The sequence below is a fragment of the Chryseobacterium vrystaatense genome, assembly GCF_000737765.1.
Lineage (GTDB): Bacteria > Bacteroidota > Bacteroidia > Flavobacteriales > Weeksellaceae > Chryseobacterium > Chryseobacterium vrystaatense.
This window is the reverse complement of the sequence record NZ_JPRI01000005.1, coordinates 332,109-349,558: the sequence shown is the minus strand read 5'-3', so window position 1 is coordinate 349,558 and position 17,450 is coordinate 332,109. Positions and strand designations below refer to the sequence as shown.

Genomic DNA, 17,450 nt, shown 5'->3' with positions numbered 1-17,450 from the left:
AAAAAAAAAAAAAAAAAAAAAAAAAAAAAAAAAAAAAAAAAAAAAAAAAAAAAAAAAAAAAAAAAAAAAAAAAAAAAAAAAAAAAAAAAAAAAAAAAAAAAAAAAAAAAAAAAAAAAAAAAAAAAAAAAAAAAAAAAAAAAAAAAAAAAAAAAAAAAAAAAAAAAAAAAAAGAAATCAAAAGAAGTATATTTACTTCCCGATACAAAACTTAGAAAAAATATTCCCCAGCACCTCATCATTCGTTACCTCACCTGAAATTTCTCCAAGATGTTCTAATGCATTTCTCAGTTCATAAGCCAGAAGCTCTGTAGAGATCTTGAAGGAAATGGCTTCTTTTACTTTATGAGTGGCTTCCAGAGATTTGCGGAGCGCTTCAAAGTGTCTTTGATTGGTAATGACCACGTTATTTTCCTGAGATTGTAACTGTTCAACGTAAGATGACAGTTCATTTTTCAGATCCTGTATATTTTGGTTTTCGACCGCTGATATTCTGATAAAATCAAAATCCTGGGCAATTTCATTTCTGAATATATCTTCTACCAACTCATATTTCGGAGGCAGCACTTCGTCGATTTTTGTTGCGCAAATGATCAGTTTCAGATCTTCTCTCTGCAGCGATTTGATCATTTCAATATCTTCAGAATAATCTTCTGTAGCAGCATCGGCTAAATAGACCAGAATATTCGCATTTTCAACTTTCTCTTTGGCTTTTTTTACTCCGATTGCCTCAATTTCATCAACCGTTTCACGAAGTCCGGCCGTGTCGATCAGACGGAATGCATGGCCTTTAATATGTAAGATTTCCTCAATGGTATCTCTTGTGGTTCCGGCAATATTACTCACGATGGCTCTTTCTTCTTTCAAAAGAGCATTCAGTAAAGTAGATTTTCCGGCATTGGGTTTTCCGATGATAGCGACTGCCGTTCCGTTTTTGATGGCATTTCCGTACTGGAAACTGTCGATAAGAGAATCTAATTTTAATTCTATCTTATCCAGCAGTCCGTTAAGAGCTGAGCGGTCTGCAAACTCTACATCTTCCTCTGCAAAATCCAGTTCAAGTTCGATCAGAGAAACAAAATTCAGAAGATCTGTTCTCAATATCGATATTTCATTCGTAATTCCTCCCTTTAGCTGGTTGATCGCTACTTTTCGGGAAGCTTCGTTTTCAGAAGCAATAACATCGGCAATTGCTTCCGCCTGCGAAAGATCTATTCTCCCATTGATGAATGCACGAAGGGTGAATTCCCCCGCTTTCGCCATTCTTGCCCCATTTTTGGTCAGGGTTTCCAGAATACGTTTACCGATATGCGGTGAGCCGTGAAAAGCAATTTCCACAGAATTTTCTGTAGTAAAACTTTTCGGAGCCAGAAAAATAGAAAGCATCACCTCATCAATAGCTTCTTCCCCATCCATAAAATAACCGTAATGGATGGTATGAGACTTCTGCTTTTCAAGCTTTTTGCCCGGAAAACTTTTCTGGACAACAGGTAATGCATCGTTCCCTGAAACTCTGATAATCCCTAAAGCTCCTACTCCATTGGCTGTAGCCAGTGCGCAAATCGTATCGTTATTCATGGTGCAAATTTACGGTTTTTCGTGCTAATTTCTCATGGGGTATTTTATACAGATTGTCTATTGCTTCAATCGGAGCTTTTAGGGGTTATGTATTGTTGAACTTGAAACAGGAAGGCACCAATTTTGTTTAATATTATTCTGTTTATAAAAGCAAAGCTTTTATCTCCGATACCATTCTAAAAAACCGGCACCCTCTTTAAAACCTTACAGCATCCCGGAAACTCCTGTTATCTTTTAATAGGGCACTATCACTACCCTTTTAATAACCGTTATTTCTGCCGTCTTCCAAGTTCTCTTATCTTTTGAAGCCATAGAACACGCTGCTTCTCAGCTGAATTTCTAATGATTCCCACATACGTTACTTTCACAGGTTGCACTCCACAGAATTCCAGTGTTGATTTTTTCAGCTGGTTGACACTTGGTCTGCCATAAAGAAGCCAATAATACCATCCCGGCTGGTCTAAAGTTGTAATGATATGTCCTGTTTTCCCTTTCAGCAACTTATCCCACCAAACTGAATTTTCCCTGTACTGATACGCAAACCCAGGAAGAAACAGCCGGTCAATAAAACCTTTCATCAGGGCGGGCAGACCACCCCACCACACCGGATGGATCCACACGAGATGATCTGCCCACTGTATGATTTCCCAGGCCTTCGAAAGATCCGGCTCCAGTTCCATTCTTTTCTGATATCCGAAATGGAGAACAGGATCAAAATTAAGTTCAGCTATGGTGATCACTTTTACTTCTGCCCCTGACTGCCTAGCTCCTTCCTTATAAGCTTCAGCAATTCCGAAATTGAAGGAATCTTTATTAGGATGCCCGTTGATAATCGCTATTTTTCTCATAATCCTCCCTGTATACTGATCGTTTCATACGCTTTAAGTTTTTCCAAAAGAGCGGCAGGCTGATGCAGCTGATGGCTGAAATAGACATTGTTTTCATGGGAATTTTTCAACAGCTCCTCTGTGTGCAATACTGCAGAAAGCGCAGTCAGTTCCGCCTGTCCTCTCGAACTCCGAAGACTTAATTTTTCAGCCCCATTTTTAGTTTTCACCACAATCTCGAATACACTCTGATCACCTTTTCCACTTGATCCAAAGATCATTCTTCTTTCTTTTAAGGATAGGATATTAAAGATTCTCACCTTTTGAAAGGCTCCCAAAAGCCACGTGATAAATTTTGAATTGTAAGTCATCTTAACACTGACATTAGGAATCTTTTCAATCTGATTAAGAATATACAGATCCGGAACATCAAAATTATAAGCTACCCTGTTCCCAATTCCAAAAGAAAAATTAAAATTTTCGGAATCTAAAAAGTGCTTTATCGGAACCTGCCGGTTGTTTTCGTACCTGATAAACGGCTTGGCTACATTTTCAGCCATAAAGTGTGCTGAACTTTCTCCCGCAAGGTCTTTCACGGAATAGAATACAAAGAGTTTTACTTCCAGGATATCCGCTGTCCGGTCAGCAATTGTTTTTACCAATCCATTGACAATTCCTCCCATCCATCCGGAACTGAATACAATCCGGCTCTGAACTTTCCTGTTTTTAGCAATAGCATAGGCTTTGACAAGATCGGGAGTAGGTTTGGTGATGTCCAGATAATCAATTCCGTTGTCAATCGCAAAACGAAGGACATGGTCGTCTTTATCATTGACAGAAAGAATAATTAAACCTATCTTTTTCTCCTGAATAACCCGGAAAGTACCGGGATTGGTCACATCAATTTTAAGATCATTTCCTGTCTGACCTCCTTTTCTTCCCCCAACGAAAATTTGTACGTGAGGATTTCTTGATTTTAAAATCCTGATAATTGTTTTGCCTACCAGACCGTTTCCTCCAATAACGAGAATATTATGTTCCATATTTTTTTTTGACAAAATTATAGAGCTGCGGTTCCGTTGTGTAGGACAAATGTCCAAAAAGAAGTGTTCTTTTGATTATTTCATTACTGATTCCCTACAATTAAAAAGAATATGTTTCTGTTACTTTAGGCTATATGTGATTTCTACCCTGTTCTATATGGTAATTTCTTTTCTGATTCTGCTAAGGTGTCTTTGGGTAATTCCCAGATAAGAAGCGAGATACTGCAGTGAAATCTTCTGAACATAATCCGGCTGATTGCCAAGTAAAGTTTCATAACGCTGTGAGGCACTGTCTCTCTGGAGTTGAAAAAATCTTTTTTCGAGTTCAAGGTATTCCTGTTCAGCAATCATCTTTAAAAATGTTGTCCAGTTAAGATCATTCTTTACCAGACCATCTATCGCCTCTTTTTTTAAAACCATCAGCTCGGCATCGGTAATAGCCTGCATATTTTCTCTGCTGGGAGTATCTGAAATAAATGAAGAATAACTTGCCATAAGCTGTTCCGGAAAACGAAAGCAATACGTGATATCTTTCCCCTCATCTGAAATATAATAAGACCGGAAGATTCCGGATACGATAAATGCTATTTCCCGGCATTGGTCTCCTTCCTGCACAAAAAATTCATTTTTATCGACTTTTCTGACTTCAAAAAGCGTTAAAAAATCTTTAATCTCATTTTCTGAGAATATATTAAAGCTTCGGAAATAGTTTTCGATCATGTTTTAAAATCAATCATTGTTGATGTAAAGATAAATTTTAAGAATACATATTGCAAATGTGTCGGACAGGAATGAATGAAAGCTTTATCCGTTCAGCTTAATTTTTACCTTATTCTGAACTGAATCTCCTTTAAAATAAAAAATAAAACCATTTCAGAACGAAATGGTTTTACTGCTTTGAATTTACTAAAGTTATATGAAGATATGAATTGATGTGTTTTTTATTAATGCAAAGATAGACTACTCCGCAGTTCCTTATATCAGGGGAATCCCTACAATTAAATCCGTAAAAATACGGTTGCCGCAATAAAAAAGCCCTGCAGAGGAATCCGCAGGGCTTCGAGAATTTATCTAACAATTATTAATGTTCAAACTTAAAGCGGGCTTACCAGCTCCAGGAACCAGTTTTTAACGTCTCCTTCAAGGTAAGGGCCTAATTTTTCTTCACAGGTTCTGTGGTAGTCATTCAGCCATGTAATTTCTTCTTTTGAAAGAATTTCTTTCACAATTGTATCCTTAAAGAATGGGCAGAATGTCAGCGTTTCAAATTCATAGAATGTTCCATGATTTGTTTTTTCAGCTTCCTGTACAGCGATCAGATTTTCATGTCTGATTCCATATTCTCCTTCCAGATAATATCCCGGCTCATTGGAACATACCATTCCCGGAAGAAGATCCTGAGGATTCATATCTTTTCTGATACTGTGAGGACCTTCATGAACGTTCATGAAGCTTCCTACTCCGTGACCGGTTCCATGGTTATAGTCTTTGCCTTCCATCCAAAGCGGAAGTCTTGCAATGGCGTCAAGATGTACTCCTTTTGTTCCTTTAGGGAATTTTACCATCGATAAACGGATCATTCCCTGAAGCACTAGAGTTGAATTTCTTTTGAAATCCTCTGAAGATGCCCCAAGAGCAAAAGTTCTTGTAATATCGGTAGTCCCTTCAAGATATTGACCTCCGGAATCTACAAGGATGGTGGCATCGTTGGTAACCTCTTTGCTCCCTTCACTTTTTGCGGAATAGTGTATAATTGCACCGTTTCCTTTATATCCTATAATACTTCCAAAACTTTCACCGACAAAGTTCTTTCCTTCTGCACGGAAATCTCTCAGTTTTTTGCCGATGGTATATTCGTTCATAGCTTCTTTTCCGGCATTATGAGTCAGCCAGTACAGGAATTTTACCATTGCCACACCATCCCGTACCATCACTGTTCGGAATCCTTCCAGCTCAGTTTCATTTTTCTGAGCTTTCATAAGGTTTCCCGGAACAGCTGCTTTCATCAGCTGATTGTCAGTTTTTACAGTTTCAAAGATCATCTGATTACTGTTGGGAGAAACCAGTATCTTTTCATTTTTGAATGCTTTCAGGTAGTTGTAAAACTCTTCATAAGGCATCATTTTCACAAAGGATTCATCCATTTGTTTTCTTGCCTCGACGTCCAGTTTTTCAAGACCGGTGAACAGTACCGCGTCATTTTTAGTGATTACTATATATCCTAAAAATACAGGGTTGCTTTCTACATCGCTTCCTCTCAGGTTTAATGTCCAGGCTACATCGTCCAGACTTGAGATCACATGCACTGTAGCGCCCTGATCTTCCATTTTCTGACGGATAGCACTCAGTTTATCAGTTACAGATTTTCCTGCTCTTTCAACAGGATGTACAAATATTGGATTTTTTGACGGGGTTCCTCTTTCTTTCCAGATTTCCTTTAATAAAGGAAGATCGGCTAAAGTAATATTCTTTGACTTTAATTTTTGTGAAAGCAGATCCCAGTTGGTATTTGAAGTGGCAATAGCATTCACAGTTACTTTTCCTTCGGCAGGAATTTCAGAAATAATCCAGTCTATATAGTTGGGAGTTCCTTCTATTCCGTCTTTAAAAAGATCAATCTCTGAATTTTCAAGGTCGATAGCAGCCTGGGTAAAGTATCTTCCATCTGTCCAAAGCCCTGCTTTATCTTTTGTAATGACCACAAAACCGGCTGAACCGGAAAATCCGGAAATCCATGCCCTTTCCTGCCACTCTTCAGGCAGATACTCGCTCATATGCGGATCCGCAGAATATACTATAAATGCATCAACATTATTTTTCTGCATTTCTTCACGAAGTGCAATAACTTTTTCCTTTGAAGTCATTATTTTCTTTTTTAAACACCGAAAGTTACGAAAAAATTGAAGTTTAAAAATGAAAACAGGCCCGTATTTTCGTTAATGATTTGTTATTTTTTTCTTTTACACGGACTCTGATTTCTCTGTTGGTTTTTCGAAAAGGTGCAGGAACATTAGTAACAGATTCCGCCCGGGACGAAAAAAAAATCAGATTTCCACCAAAACACAAGTATTGAAAGTGAAAATAAAAACACCCATCAGTTTTATCGGATTTGAAGTAAATGGATTTTAACATGCTGAACATCACAGGGAATAGCTGCCGCTTTGCGATTAACAAAAAATAATTAACATTATTGACATTAGTACACATTTAGATACCACAAAAACAACAATATTATTAAACATATCAAGTTTTGGAAAGATTATTGCTACTATCCATGGTATGACCGAGCAGAATTATAAAAATCACAGGAAATTTTATCCTCCCCATCATTTCATTTATCTTCCGCTGTTGATTGCGCTGGAAATTTATGGAATTTATAAAATATGGGATGATGCCGGAAACCAATTGACATGGGTCTTATTTTCGATTGTGATATTTCTGCTGTTCTACCTTGCTTTTATGACGAGGCAGCATTATGCATTGGGACTTCAAAACCGGATGGTAAAGCTTGAATTTAAACAGCGGTATTTTGAGATTTCAGGGCAGCGATCTGATGAAATTGCCGATCAGCTGACATTTGATCAGATTGCAGCATTACGATTCGCTTATGATGATGAGTTCAAAGAACTCCTGAACAAAGTCCTGCAGAAAAATATCTCAGGAGATGAGATCAAGCGTTCCATTAAAAATTGGAGAGCCGATAACCAAAGAATCTGATAACACCAAAATATTTATATCATGAGAAAGTTGACTTTATACAGTATGACCGTATTTATCTTGTTAACACTAACAAGTTGTGAAGCTATAGAAACTATTTTTAAAGCCGGAATGTGGTGGGGAATTATCCTGGTCGTTGCAGTAGTAGTAATCCTTTTTCTTATCTTTTCGAGGGGTAAAAACTCTTAACCATTTTTTATGGAGAAGAATACCGATCTGGAAATTATTTCCCACCTGAAGCCTTCAAAAATCATTAAGATTATGAAGGATCCCGAAGCCTCCGCAAAGGCGGTACATCTCGTATATACCACCGATGCGGAAACGGCCGGGATCACGCGTAAAAAAAACGGAAAAAAGTATTCTTATTATAAAGATGGTGAAAAACTCAAAGACAAAGAGGAAATTACCCGAATCAACAAGCTGGTCATTCCACCTGCCTGGGAAAATGTCTGGATCTGTGCGCTGGACAACGGGCATCTTCAGGCAACAGGATTTGATGTTAAACAAAGAAAACAGTACCGCTATCATCCTTTGTGGAGTGCTCTGAGAAATCACACCAAGTTTTACAGAATGCTTCAGTTTGGATATGCACTGCCCAATATCCGTCTTCACGTGGAACAGGATCTTGCTTTGAGAAATTTTGAGAAGAGAAAAATACTGGCATTAATTGTCAGCTTAATGCAGCGTACCAATATCCGTATCGGTAATAACGCCTATGAGAAACTTTACGGATCCTTCGGCCTTACGACTCTGAAAGGCAAACATGTAAAAATCAACGGTCAGAAGATTTCTTTTTCTTTTAAAGGAAAAAAAGGGATCATGCATAATATCGACCTAAAAAGCAGAAGACTTTCCAGACTGGTACAAAAATGTAAGGATATCCCCGGAAAAGAACTCTTCCAGTATTTTGATGATGAAGGAAACCGCCATTCCGTAGATTCAGGAATGGTGAATGATTATATTAAAGAAATAAGTGGGGAAGATTTTACAGCTAAAGATTTCCGGACTTGGTCGGGAACAGTAAGTGCCCTGATCGCTTTTAAAGAAATCGGATATGCCGAAAATAATACAGAGTATAAAAAGAAGGTGAAAGAAGCATTGGAAATCGTTGCCGAACATCTTGGAAACACCAGCACCGTGTGCAGGAAATACTATGTACATCCTTTGGTAATCAACCTTTATGAAAATAATACCATAAAAAAATATCTGGATGAGCTGGAACGCATCGAAGATAATGATGGAAAAGCAAGTCTGACACAGGAAGAAAAACTGGTGCTGAAAATTCTGGAAAACGAGAAAATGTAGGAAAGGTTTCAGAGATATCCTTTCCTTTCATTTTTACTTTATACCTACACCCTGTGCTTCAAAAACTGAGCCCTGTATTCTTTAGGGGTAATTCCTGCAATTTTTTTAAAAAGCTGTGTGAAATGGGAAGCGGTATGGAAGTTGAGTTCATAGGCTATTTCTGCAATATCCTTACTGGAATGCAGCAGGGCTTTACTGTAATTGATATCAATCTCGTTGATCCACTGCTTGGGTGATTTCTGAGTGACATTTTTCACACATTTATTAAGGTAACTCTCTGTTACCGATAGTTTACCTGCATAAAATGCTACGCGTTTTTCTTCTACATGATATTTAAATAAGAGATCCCGAAACTGAAGAGAAAGTTCCATGGGACGTGTTGCTGACTTATGATGGCTGTCTGAATCTGTGCTCAGCATTTTTACCAGAATCAGGTGCAGCATGGTAACGATAACTTCATTAATGTTTAAATTATTAAGCCAAAGTTCCTGTTCCAGGATCGGAAGAAGCTGGGTGATGGTTCCATACGTCAGACTGTCGAGTTTAAGGAAAGGGGTCATAAAGAAGATACTGCTCTTGTGTTTCGGCAGTTCCTGTTCAGACAGAATACTGTTTTCATACGCCAGAAAAAAACCTTCAATATCATCTGAAAGTTCCACAGTAGCAGTAATCGTTCCTTGTTTGATGAAGATTACTCCGCCTTTTTCAGCATAATACTCCTTATTTTCAAGATACTGCCTCATGTGGCCGTTGGTGACGAAAATGATGAAATTAAATGTAGTCCGGTACGGAATCACAGGCATCAGAATTCCTTTGAGATAATTCTCAAGCCTGTAAAGCTGTATGTCTGCATTATTTCCCAATATTTTTTCTGCAATATTGGGAAGAAAAAGTTTTTTATACTGAAAATTGGATAGTATTTCCATGATTAATTATTGAAGCAAATTTGATGCTGATTTTTTTTATTATAAAAGTAAAATGAATCATTTAGAATAAACAGTAAACCACTTACTAAAAACATTTTGGACAAAGCTTTACAACACTCCCCATTATTTTATAAGTCCTTTACTTTACATACACTGTACACTGTACATTATACACTGTACATTATACGCTGTACATTATACTTTTTACATTATACATTATACACTAAAACTTATAGTACACTCCCATTCTCACTCCAAAAGGGCTTCCCGGTGTATACGTCAAATCTGTTATAGGTTCGGTGTCACCTTTCAGTTGAGTTTCTGTAGCGAACTGTGCCTCATTCCATTGTACATTAAAAAGATTGTTTACCTGAATATTTGCACCCCACTTCTGACGGTTGTATGAAAGCATCAGATCATTTACAAAATAGGCCTTTGTCTTAATGCTGTTGTCTTCTGCTGCAGGTCTTGAGCCAAGATATCTGTATTGGATTCCTAATGAGAAACCGTGAAGAAAATCCCAGTTAACAGAACCTGTACTGGTCACTACCGGAGCTAACGGAACATAATCCTGTCCTTTTTCTTCTTCAATAAATCTTGCATGGGAATAATTGATATCTGCATTGAGGTAGAAATTTTCCAGCGGCTGAAAACGCACTCCCAGATCGGCCCCGAAACGTCTTGACTTCCCTGAAGGTTCTACAACGGCATCATCTCCTACGTATACAAACTCCTGCTGAAGGTACATATACCATAAAGCCGGTGTAATGATCAGCGACTTAAATGGATGCAGTCTTACGCCCAAATCTCCGCCAACAGAGTATGGAAGCGTTTTCTGATCAGCATTTGGAACGACTACCCTTAAATCATTGGAGTGAAAACCCATTCCTGTTTTCAGGAACCACATAATACGGTCGTTTTGAGCGTAAGAGAAATTAAGTTTTGGGCTTAGTCTCGTTCCTTCCGTTGACTGTCCGGACGGAAGCTGTTCAGGATCCAGCAAATTATGCATATTAAAAATAAAGTGATCTACTCTCAAAGCCGGATTAATGGTCCATCTTCCCGTTTTCCAGATCAGTCCAGAATAGGCATGAAGGTTTGTTTCTGTTCCATTGACATCAGCTTTTTTATCCAGCAGAAGATCTCTGTGATAAACATGGTTCAGCTGCAGGGTATTGATATCATCATTTCTGAGCCCTACGCCAGAAATCCAGTTCAGGGAACTGTTGGCCAGTGTAAAGTTCTTCGTGTACTTGACCTCAGCGCCATATATATTTCTTCCGTCTGTCTGCTGAATTTCATCCCCATGGTCTTTATCATTTAGATAAAAAGTAAAATCCGAATACAGATTAAAATTATATTTGGAATAGAACGCCATCGCATCGATCTGTTCTGAAGAGGAAATAATATGTTTGAAATTCATCTGAAGATTGGTTCTTGATGTTTTTCCGCCTTCGGTAGGATCAATACTTCCCCATCTCCCGATAATTCCTTCATCCACCGCACGCTCTGGAATTTGCCCGGAAGCATTCCATGAGGAGTTAAACGTTGAAAACTGAATGTTGAAATAATCATTATCCGTAATCCATTGATTGTATTTCCCGAAAATATTGATCCTGTTAAAATTCTGTTTTACATCAAAAGGCCCATCGGTATAGTTATATTCTGCAGCCAGGTAGGCATTTTTCCGTCCTTTATCATCATGCAGGATATTAAACATTCCGAGAATTCTCTTTGAATTAAATGAACCTCCTTCCAGTTTAATCATGCTGTTTTTCAAACCGCTGTAAGTCTGAAAGTCCACATATCCTGCAGTATTAAAATCCCCACGGTCCATATAATACGCACCTTTTCCAAAATCAATATTGTTAACGGTTTCAGGAATTACAAAATGCAGATCCGAATACCCCTGCCCATGAGCATGGGATACAATATTTACCGGCATTCCATCTACATTGACACTGACATCCGTACCATGATCGGCATCAAACCCTCTCAGAAAAAGCTGTTCGGCCTTTCCGCCTCCTGCATGCTGCGCAATGAAGAGTCCCGGAACTTTTCTCAGCAGATCCTGAGCAGAATTAACGGGAAATTTATTCAGATCCACTTTGGTAATGGCCGATAAAAAAGAATTGTGATTGATAGCCACTTCAGAAATCTGGAAAGGCTTATGCTGCAAAAAAATAACTTTGTTCTTGTCTTCATCGCCGGCCACCAACCATTTTACCTCATCATATCCCGGTCGGCTGATCATCAATGTATCAGGAAGACTGGCTACGGGAACACTAAAAGTTCCATCGCTTCCTGTATGAGTATGGCTGTTGCCATGATTATATTTGATAAGAACATCAGCAATGGGAAATTGGTCATCTGCATCCTTGATCAGCATTTTTTTTTCTGTTTCCTGAGCTGATACTTTTCCGCTAAAAGCCAGTACCAGAAATACCGCTGCGATTTTGGTTATTTTCATTTTTGATTAATTTTTCTTTATACTAAAATGGAGGTGTACTAGGTATGAATAATGAAGAGGGTGTATACTTTAGACTCTAAAGGTTAATCGGAGATACATCATGAATATTGACGGTAAATTTCTCCTGTTCTCCAACACACTCCCCCTCAACTCTCCTGGTCAATTTTTCTTTCTTTAAATAATTTCTGAATCAAAAGAGTGATCCACGTTCCGGCAACAAATGGGAAGGTGAGTACACCACCTACTTCATTCAGTGTATTATGATCTACCAGAAAGTCATCAATAATAACTGTAACAGCTACCGCAATGAAAACCCAGATCCCGTCTGTTTTTTTTAATCCTGAGAAAACAATCGCAGAAAGCACTGCATTAAACCCGAAAAATCCCATATGGATCTTTTCGATGGGTTCACCATTCAAATGAGAAATAAACGACCCTAATACAGCTCCCGCAAAACCGTAAAGCGCGGCGATTGGCGAGCTGATAAAAACTGCCACGAAAAAAATAATCCCTGAAAGTATTCCTCCCTGAAATATTACTTCTCCGAAGGCATTGGTACACGTCAGGAAATCATCATAATCTGCAGGAGCAGCAGGCGCCGCCATTACTTCTGAAGGTGGAATCTGCGTAAAATGATGAAGCACAAATACACAAACCCACGTTATTATAATAAATGGCAATGTAAAAACCGGAATCTTTTTCTGAATGAAAAAATGCTGGATCACCGCAGCCAAAGCTCCTCCCAAAATAATAAGTATCCAGATCAGCAACGTTGCCTGAAATACAAATGATAAGGCCACTCCCACCAGTGCAGCACTGAATCCGTACAAGCCGGCATTGATTTCAGACGAATCATATTTAAGTTTCATAGCGGTGAAAGTTCCTGCCGCTGTTGAAAGCAGTACTGCCACACCACCCTGCCAGCTGCCCATAAAAATACCGATCAGAAACAGAAGTCCTGTCCACCTGTTTTCCTGGAGCATAATCTGTCCGATTCCTTTTAAAACATTGTCGATAAAAGGTAGTTTTTTGAAAAATTCGTTCATAGTTTTTGTATTCATGTTGTATTTATTAATGGGGGTTTAAGAGATAGAGTCAAGAGCCAAGAGCCAAGATGCCAGATTTCATACTTTAGACTTTAGATTGAGGTTAAGATTGAAATTGGATAACGTCACTGGTGAATTTTTCATCGCAGGTGAATGGTACATTCAAGAGCAAAGAATCAAGCCATCAACTAAAAACTCATTTACTGTGAAACCCCAAAACCCGCAACCTGTTACCAGCCCAAAAACACCATCCCTATTCCGCAGACCGTCACTACAGCACCACTTACCACGCCCATATATCGTTCCAGCTTTTCTGTATTGAATAAGGTAGAGTACCCATAACGGCCCAGAAGAACCATTCCAAGCATTGTAAGGACTGTTGTCACTGTAAATGAAGTAACCAAAACAATGATTTCAGACATGGAGTGCTTTACTCCGGAATAGAATAATAAAGGGATCAGCGGCTCACTTGGACCCATCACGAAGATCATAAAAAGGACGAGGGGTGTTACTTTAATTCTTGTCTGAGGCATCACCATCTCTGTATGATTGTGTTCATAAACGTATACATCATCACCCATAACATCGAAATGTTTATGAGGCTTATTTCTGATCGCCTGGATCAATCCATATATTAAATAAACTCCACCGAAGATCAGCAGTGCCCAACCTGAGAAATTGCCTCTCAGATCCTGAAACCACGAGATCTTATTCAGCTGCCACCCGAGAAACACTCCGATAAACCCCAAAATAAGCGAGCTGAACACATGTCCGAACCCACATACAATAGTCAGTACTGCTGTTTTCATCCCGCTCCATTTTTTAGATTTTGAGATGACGATAAAAGGCAGGTAATGATCCGGACCGGAAGCGGTATGTATGAAACTTATTGAAACGGCACTTATCAGAAGCGCCCAAACTGTACTGTCCATTTTTTGTTTTTATGTGAGTTTAGTTGGTTAAATCCAACTCTATTAAATAATGAGATATTTTGAGTGACATCAGATGCTTTCTTTTATTCACAGGTATACTTGAAAAAAAATACAGCATCACTAATTTATTCCAGTGACCATAGAATTTCCTGGATCTGAAGAAAAAAATTGTACATCAATTCTCCTCCATGTCCCAGAGCTCTTACTACAAACCCATTATTTTCCATAGCGGAAACCCCGGCTTCCATTTCTTCCCTATGCTGTTCTGCCAGTTCTACAATAGCTTCAATCAATCCGTTTTTATCGACATGATCTTTCGTACTGTAGAAAATAAGGGTTCCCTGGTGAGTATACTGTTCCAGATTTCCGATACTGTTAATCGGGATCAAATCAGGCTGAATCAAAACATTGTCCCTGATTACCAGTTTATCATCATGATAGATCTGCATCAGATTCTGAAAACGTTTCAGTTTAAAAACTTCACCATAGTGCTTTCTTCCACAGGTAATAATCTCACTGATGATAATCTGACTGTTTTTTCCAACATGGATATTAGCCTTGCTCTTAAAGTTTGAATCTTCATGCGGAACCACAGGATGCGGAACATAGGCAAAAGAGGTATGGTCGTCCATCTTTACATTAAGCTCCTGAACAGCCTGATCCTTCATGTTGAATAATCTCTGATACGACTGTGACTGCAACTGTAGCGAGGCTCCCTTTTCAAGTTCAACATTCAGATCGTAACGGTCTCCATCCAAAATTCCGGGAGAAGAACTCATCACCATCTGGTAAAGCTTCTGATCGCTTTTACGCTGTCCTACGGAAACAACCCTGAACGGAAGTGATACGTAAAGGTCTTTTACATAAGATCCTCCTTCTTTAAATCCTGCAATGATATGTAAGCGGCTGTCCATTTATCTTACCAGATTCGGTTCTTCAATTTCTTCCAGAAGCGCATACTTTTTGATCCATCCAATCACCTTATCCAGACCTTCATCTGTTTTAAGATTGGTGAAAACAAAAGGATTTCCCTTTCTCATTCTTCTGGCATCTGTTTCCATCACTTCAAGACTGGCCCCTACGTGCGGGGCTAAATCTATTTTATTAATAATTAATAAATCTGATCTGGTGATACCCGGGCCTCCTTTTCTTGGAATTTTTTCTCCTTCGGCTACGTCAATAATGAAGATCGTTACATCAGCAAGATCCGGACTGAATGTAGCAGATAAATTATCACCCCCACTCTCAATAAGCACCAGTTCAATATCCGGAAAACGCGCTGCCAGTTCATCTACTGCTTCCAGGTTCATACTGGCATCTTCACGGATGGCTGTGTGAGGACATCCCCCTGTTTCCACTCCGATAATCCTGTCGTGTGGCAGAAGACTGTTTTTAGCCATAAATTCAGCATCTTCTTTGGTGTAAATATCATTGGTGATCACCCCAAGGTCATACTTTCCGAATAATTTTCTGCTTAAACGTTCCAGCAAGGCTGTTTTCCCAGAACCTACAGGTCCGGCCACTCCTACTTTTATATATTTTCTATTGTCCATTTTTTTAAATTTTTATTGATGGTAACTTTCTGATCAGATTGTTTTTGATCATAAAGACTCCATTTTTTTATTGATAATGATTATTTTAAGTCTAAGATTATGGAAGTCTGCTTTTCAATATTTAATCTGGTTTTGCCTGATTATTATTCAATATTTAAGACATATAAAGTCTCGAATACAATCTCTCATGTTGCATACACCGGATGTCAAAAGCAGTGTTACAAAGCCCTACAAGATCTCTGTCAAGGTCTATCGTTTCATGAGCCACTCTTTTCATCACCGGATACAGGGAAAACAAAATATCCTGACCGTCAAGCTGTCCCAGTGGAACCAGTTTTACCGCATTCGTGATCATTCCGGCTACAGAGGTGTGGTAAAATCCAAGCAGTGCTTCGTATAAAGGAATGTTCATCAAATAAGCATAAACTCCGAATACAATACAGTAATGCGAATTGGCTTCTTTATTCTGAACTACTTTTTCAAAAGCTTCCATAAATGGGAAACTTTCTCTTCTTTTAAAAATCTTGATTAATCTCAATCCCAGTTTCTGGCTGGCCTGTCGGATTTCTCTTGGGCACTTTATGGCATTACATTCATTATCAAGATTTAGCAGCAGTTCTAAATCCTTATTTTCAGCAGCCTGATAAGCCAGCTTAACGAAAGCACCGTCATTGTATTTAAGATTGTACTGAAGCATATTTTCAACAAATTCTTTAGCGGTCTGAAGACTGTTGACAATTCTTTCCTGTACATAAGTTTCAAGTCCATTGGAGTGCGTATAGCCACCAATCGGAAGTGTTGGATCTGCGAGGTGCAGCAGTGCGGACATGAAGTTCATATTATTCATCTTTTGGAGCTGCTATTTTTAAGATTTTATTGAAAATCGAAGAACCCAGACTTCCGTGTCCGTGAGGTTCTACATTGGATTTAAGAAGATTCAGAAGTTTCACACTTTGTTTTCCGGGTTTAAATCCGCTTGCTTCCAGCCATCTGAACATAGGCATTTCAAAAGGAAGCAGGACCTGATCATTCTGAATAAAAAGAGGAATATGTTTATTTCCAATTTCGTAGCATACAGTTCCCATTTCCAGCAGAGAGGCCGGCGACATGACGATTGCTTCTGTTTCCAGAACATTCACCGCAATGATTTTTTCGCTGTCCTCAAAAAGAATATCTCCTTCACGCAGACGCTGTCCTTCACGGAGAAATTTGATCGCGACATCCGTTCCCTGCCTGGTTTTTTTTCGCTGTATTCTTTTCGTGGTTTCAAACCATTCCAGATCCAGATAATCTATGTTTTTTGTTGCAGGATTTCCCGAGAGATTCCCTAATGTTTGGTTAATGATCATTGCTTTCTGATTTTTTTCTGAAATCGATATTTTTAGAGATTCCCACGCCGAAAGTGGAAGCACTTATTCCTGCAACATAGGTTTTCGTCCAGCCTTCCTGTTTCGTTTTAGTCTGAAGCATAGACAATTCGGCAAATTTGAATTTCAATGCCCAGCCTCCACCTAAGAATATGGCAAACAAAGGATAAGCCCGTAGGCGGTATCCGTTAAAGTTCTCCATCGAAGCAGAAGCATCGGAAAGTTTCTGGCCCCAGACATAATGGGCATCTACCTGACCGATCAGCGCAAAATATTTCCCTAAAGCAACTGAAGGGCTGTACCAGATCCCCGCTTCGTTCTGTTTGTAAATCGTTTTATGATCTGTTACATTCTGGGCATACGCATAGTTTACCCCAATTACGTCGTTATTATTGATAAAATATCCCACACCCAGCGGAACTCCTGCATTGGCACTTGTTCCCGTTGAGCTGCTACTTCCGGATGGGCTGTTGGTTTTGGAATAATCGAAGGAACCATACACCATGAATTGTCCTTTCGGCCCTTCTTCATCATTTTTCAGTCTTCTTCCTCCCAGAAACTGAGCTTTCATCTGTCCGGAAAAAACGGACATTCCGGCTACAGCAATGGAAAATGCAGTTTTATTTAAGTTTTTCATTGTAATCTGTTCAATAGTAGTTAAGTCATTCAATTTTAAAAAGGCCCGGCA

Annotated in this window: 18 protein-coding genes; 4 read left to right on the top strand and 14 right to left on the bottom strand. The window is 38.8% G+C overall.

The genetic code is table 11. The annotated features are described in order from the left end of the window. A partial coding sequence (locus IW16_RS26980; RefSeq protein ID WP_228376949.1) for a hypothetical protein occupies positions 1–213 on the top strand: 213 nt, incomplete at its 5' end. Here the strand turns inward: IW16_RS26980 and mnmE are convergent. From mnmE to IW16_RS15785, 5 genes are all read right to left on the bottom strand, one after another. Beyond that, positions 191–1,576, bottom strand: a complete 1,386-nt coding sequence (gene mnmE, locus IW16_RS15805; RefSeq protein WP_034746246.1) for a tRNA uridine-5-carboxymethylaminomethyl(34) synthesis GTPase MnmE — start codon at positions 1,574–1,576, stop codon at positions 191–193. The genes IW16_RS26980 and mnmE overlap by 23 nt on opposite strands. A 269-nt stretch (positions 1,577–1,845) precedes the next feature. Continuing rightward, complete coding sequence (locus tag IW16_RS15800; protein WP_034746244.1) at positions 1,846–2,424, bottom strand: NAD(P)H-dependent oxidoreductase; 579 nt, start codon at positions 2,422–2,424, stop codon at positions 1,846–1,848. After that, on the bottom strand, positions 2,421–3,446 hold the full coding sequence (locus IW16_RS15795) for a saccharopine dehydrogenase family protein (RefSeq protein WP_034746241.1): 1,026 nt from the start codon (positions 3,444–3,446) through the stop codon (positions 2,421–2,423). The genes IW16_RS15800 and IW16_RS15795 overlap by 4 nt, the downstream gene beginning before the upstream one ends. A 153-nt stretch (positions 3,447–3,599) precedes the next feature. Next, positions 3,600–4,166 carry a Crp/Fnr family transcriptional regulator gene (locus IW16_RS15790; protein ID WP_034746238.1) on the bottom strand — a complete coding sequence of 189 codons (567 nt, stop codon included), beginning with the start codon at positions 4,164–4,166 and terminating at the stop codon, positions 3,600–3,602. Between the two features lie 374 nt (positions 4,167–4,540). Then, positions 4,541–6,310 carry an aminopeptidase P family protein gene (locus IW16_RS15785; protein ID WP_034746235.1) on the bottom strand — a complete coding sequence of 590 codons (1,770 nt, stop codon included), beginning with the start codon at positions 6,308–6,310 and terminating at the stop codon, positions 4,541–4,543. A 415-nt stretch (positions 6,311–6,725) separates the two neighbouring features. Between IW16_RS15785 and IW16_RS15775 the strand changes: the two genes are divergently transcribed. Genes IW16_RS15775 through IW16_RS15770 form a run of 3 tightly spaced genes read left to right on the top strand, consistent with a single transcriptional unit; the run spans position 6,726 to position 8,468 of the window. After that, positions 6,726–7,163 (top strand): DUF6526 family protein, encoded by a 438-nt coding sequence (locus IW16_RS15775; protein WP_034746229.1) that lies wholly within the window; start codon positions 6,726–6,728, stop codon positions 7,161–7,163. A gap of 21 nt (positions 7,164–7,184) precedes the next feature. Further along, positions 7,185–7,352, top strand: a complete 168-nt coding sequence (locus IW16_RS26155; protein WP_073175033.1) for a phosphatidate cytidylyltransferase — start codon at positions 7,185–7,187, stop codon at positions 7,350–7,352. 9 nt (positions 7,353–7,361) lie between these two features. Beyond that, entirely contained in the window at positions 7,362–8,468 is a 1,107-nt protein-coding gene (locus IW16_RS15770; RefSeq protein ID WP_034746227.1) for a DNA topoisomerase IB, read from the top strand. A 44-nt stretch (positions 8,469–8,512) separates the two neighbouring features. Here the strand turns inward: IW16_RS15770 and IW16_RS15765 are convergent, their stop codons facing one another. From IW16_RS15765 to IW16_RS15725, 9 genes are all read right to left on the bottom strand, one after another. Continuing rightward, complete coding sequence (locus tag IW16_RS15765) at positions 8,513–9,394, bottom strand: helix-turn-helix domain-containing protein (RefSeq protein WP_034746224.1); 882 nt, start codon at positions 9,392–9,394, stop codon at positions 8,513–8,515. 223 nt (positions 9,395–9,617) lie between these two features. Beyond that, positions 9,618–11,864 (bottom strand): TonB-dependent receptor, encoded by a 2,247-nt coding sequence (locus tag IW16_RS15760; protein WP_034746221.1) that lies wholly within the window; start codon positions 11,862–11,864, stop codon positions 9,618–9,620. Positions 11,865–12,010: 146 nt separating this feature from the next. After that, positions 12,011–12,925: an urea transporter gene (locus IW16_RS15755; protein WP_228376948.1), complete on the bottom strand. Its 915-nt coding sequence runs from the start codon at positions 12,923–12,925 to the stop codon at positions 12,011–12,013. Positions 12,926–13,140: 215 nt separating this feature from the next. Then, positions 13,141–13,842 (bottom strand): hypothetical protein, encoded by a 702-nt coding sequence (locus IW16_RS15750; protein ID WP_034746218.1) that lies wholly within the window; start codon positions 13,840–13,842, stop codon positions 13,141–13,143. Positions 13,843–13,967: 125 nt separating this feature from the next. After that, positions 13,968–14,756, bottom strand: a complete 789-nt coding sequence (locus IW16_RS15745; RefSeq protein ID WP_034746214.1) for an urease accessory protein UreD — start codon at positions 14,754–14,756, stop codon at positions 13,968–13,970. Next, positions 14,757–15,395 (bottom strand): urease accessory protein UreG, encoded by a 639-nt coding sequence (gene ureG / locus IW16_RS15740; RefSeq protein WP_034746213.1) that lies wholly within the window; start codon positions 15,393–15,395, stop codon positions 14,757–14,759. It lies immediately after the preceding gene. Positions 15,396–15,549: 154 nt separating this feature from the next. Beyond that, complete coding sequence (locus IW16_RS15735; RefSeq protein WP_084694564.1) at positions 15,550–16,242, bottom strand: urease accessory protein UreF; 693 nt, start codon at positions 16,240–16,242, stop codon at positions 15,550–15,552. Continuing rightward, entirely contained in the window at positions 16,235–16,744 is a 510-nt protein-coding gene (gene ureE, locus IW16_RS15730) for an urease accessory protein UreE (protein ID WP_034746210.1), read from the bottom strand. The genes IW16_RS15735 and ureE overlap by 8 nt, the downstream gene beginning before the upstream one ends. Next, complete coding sequence (locus IW16_RS15725; RefSeq protein WP_034746207.1) at positions 16,734–17,399, bottom strand: hypothetical protein; 666 nt, start codon at positions 17,397–17,399, stop codon at positions 16,734–16,736. The genes ureE and IW16_RS15725 overlap by 11 nt, the downstream gene beginning before the upstream one ends. Positions 17,400–17,450 lie beyond the last annotated feature (51 nt).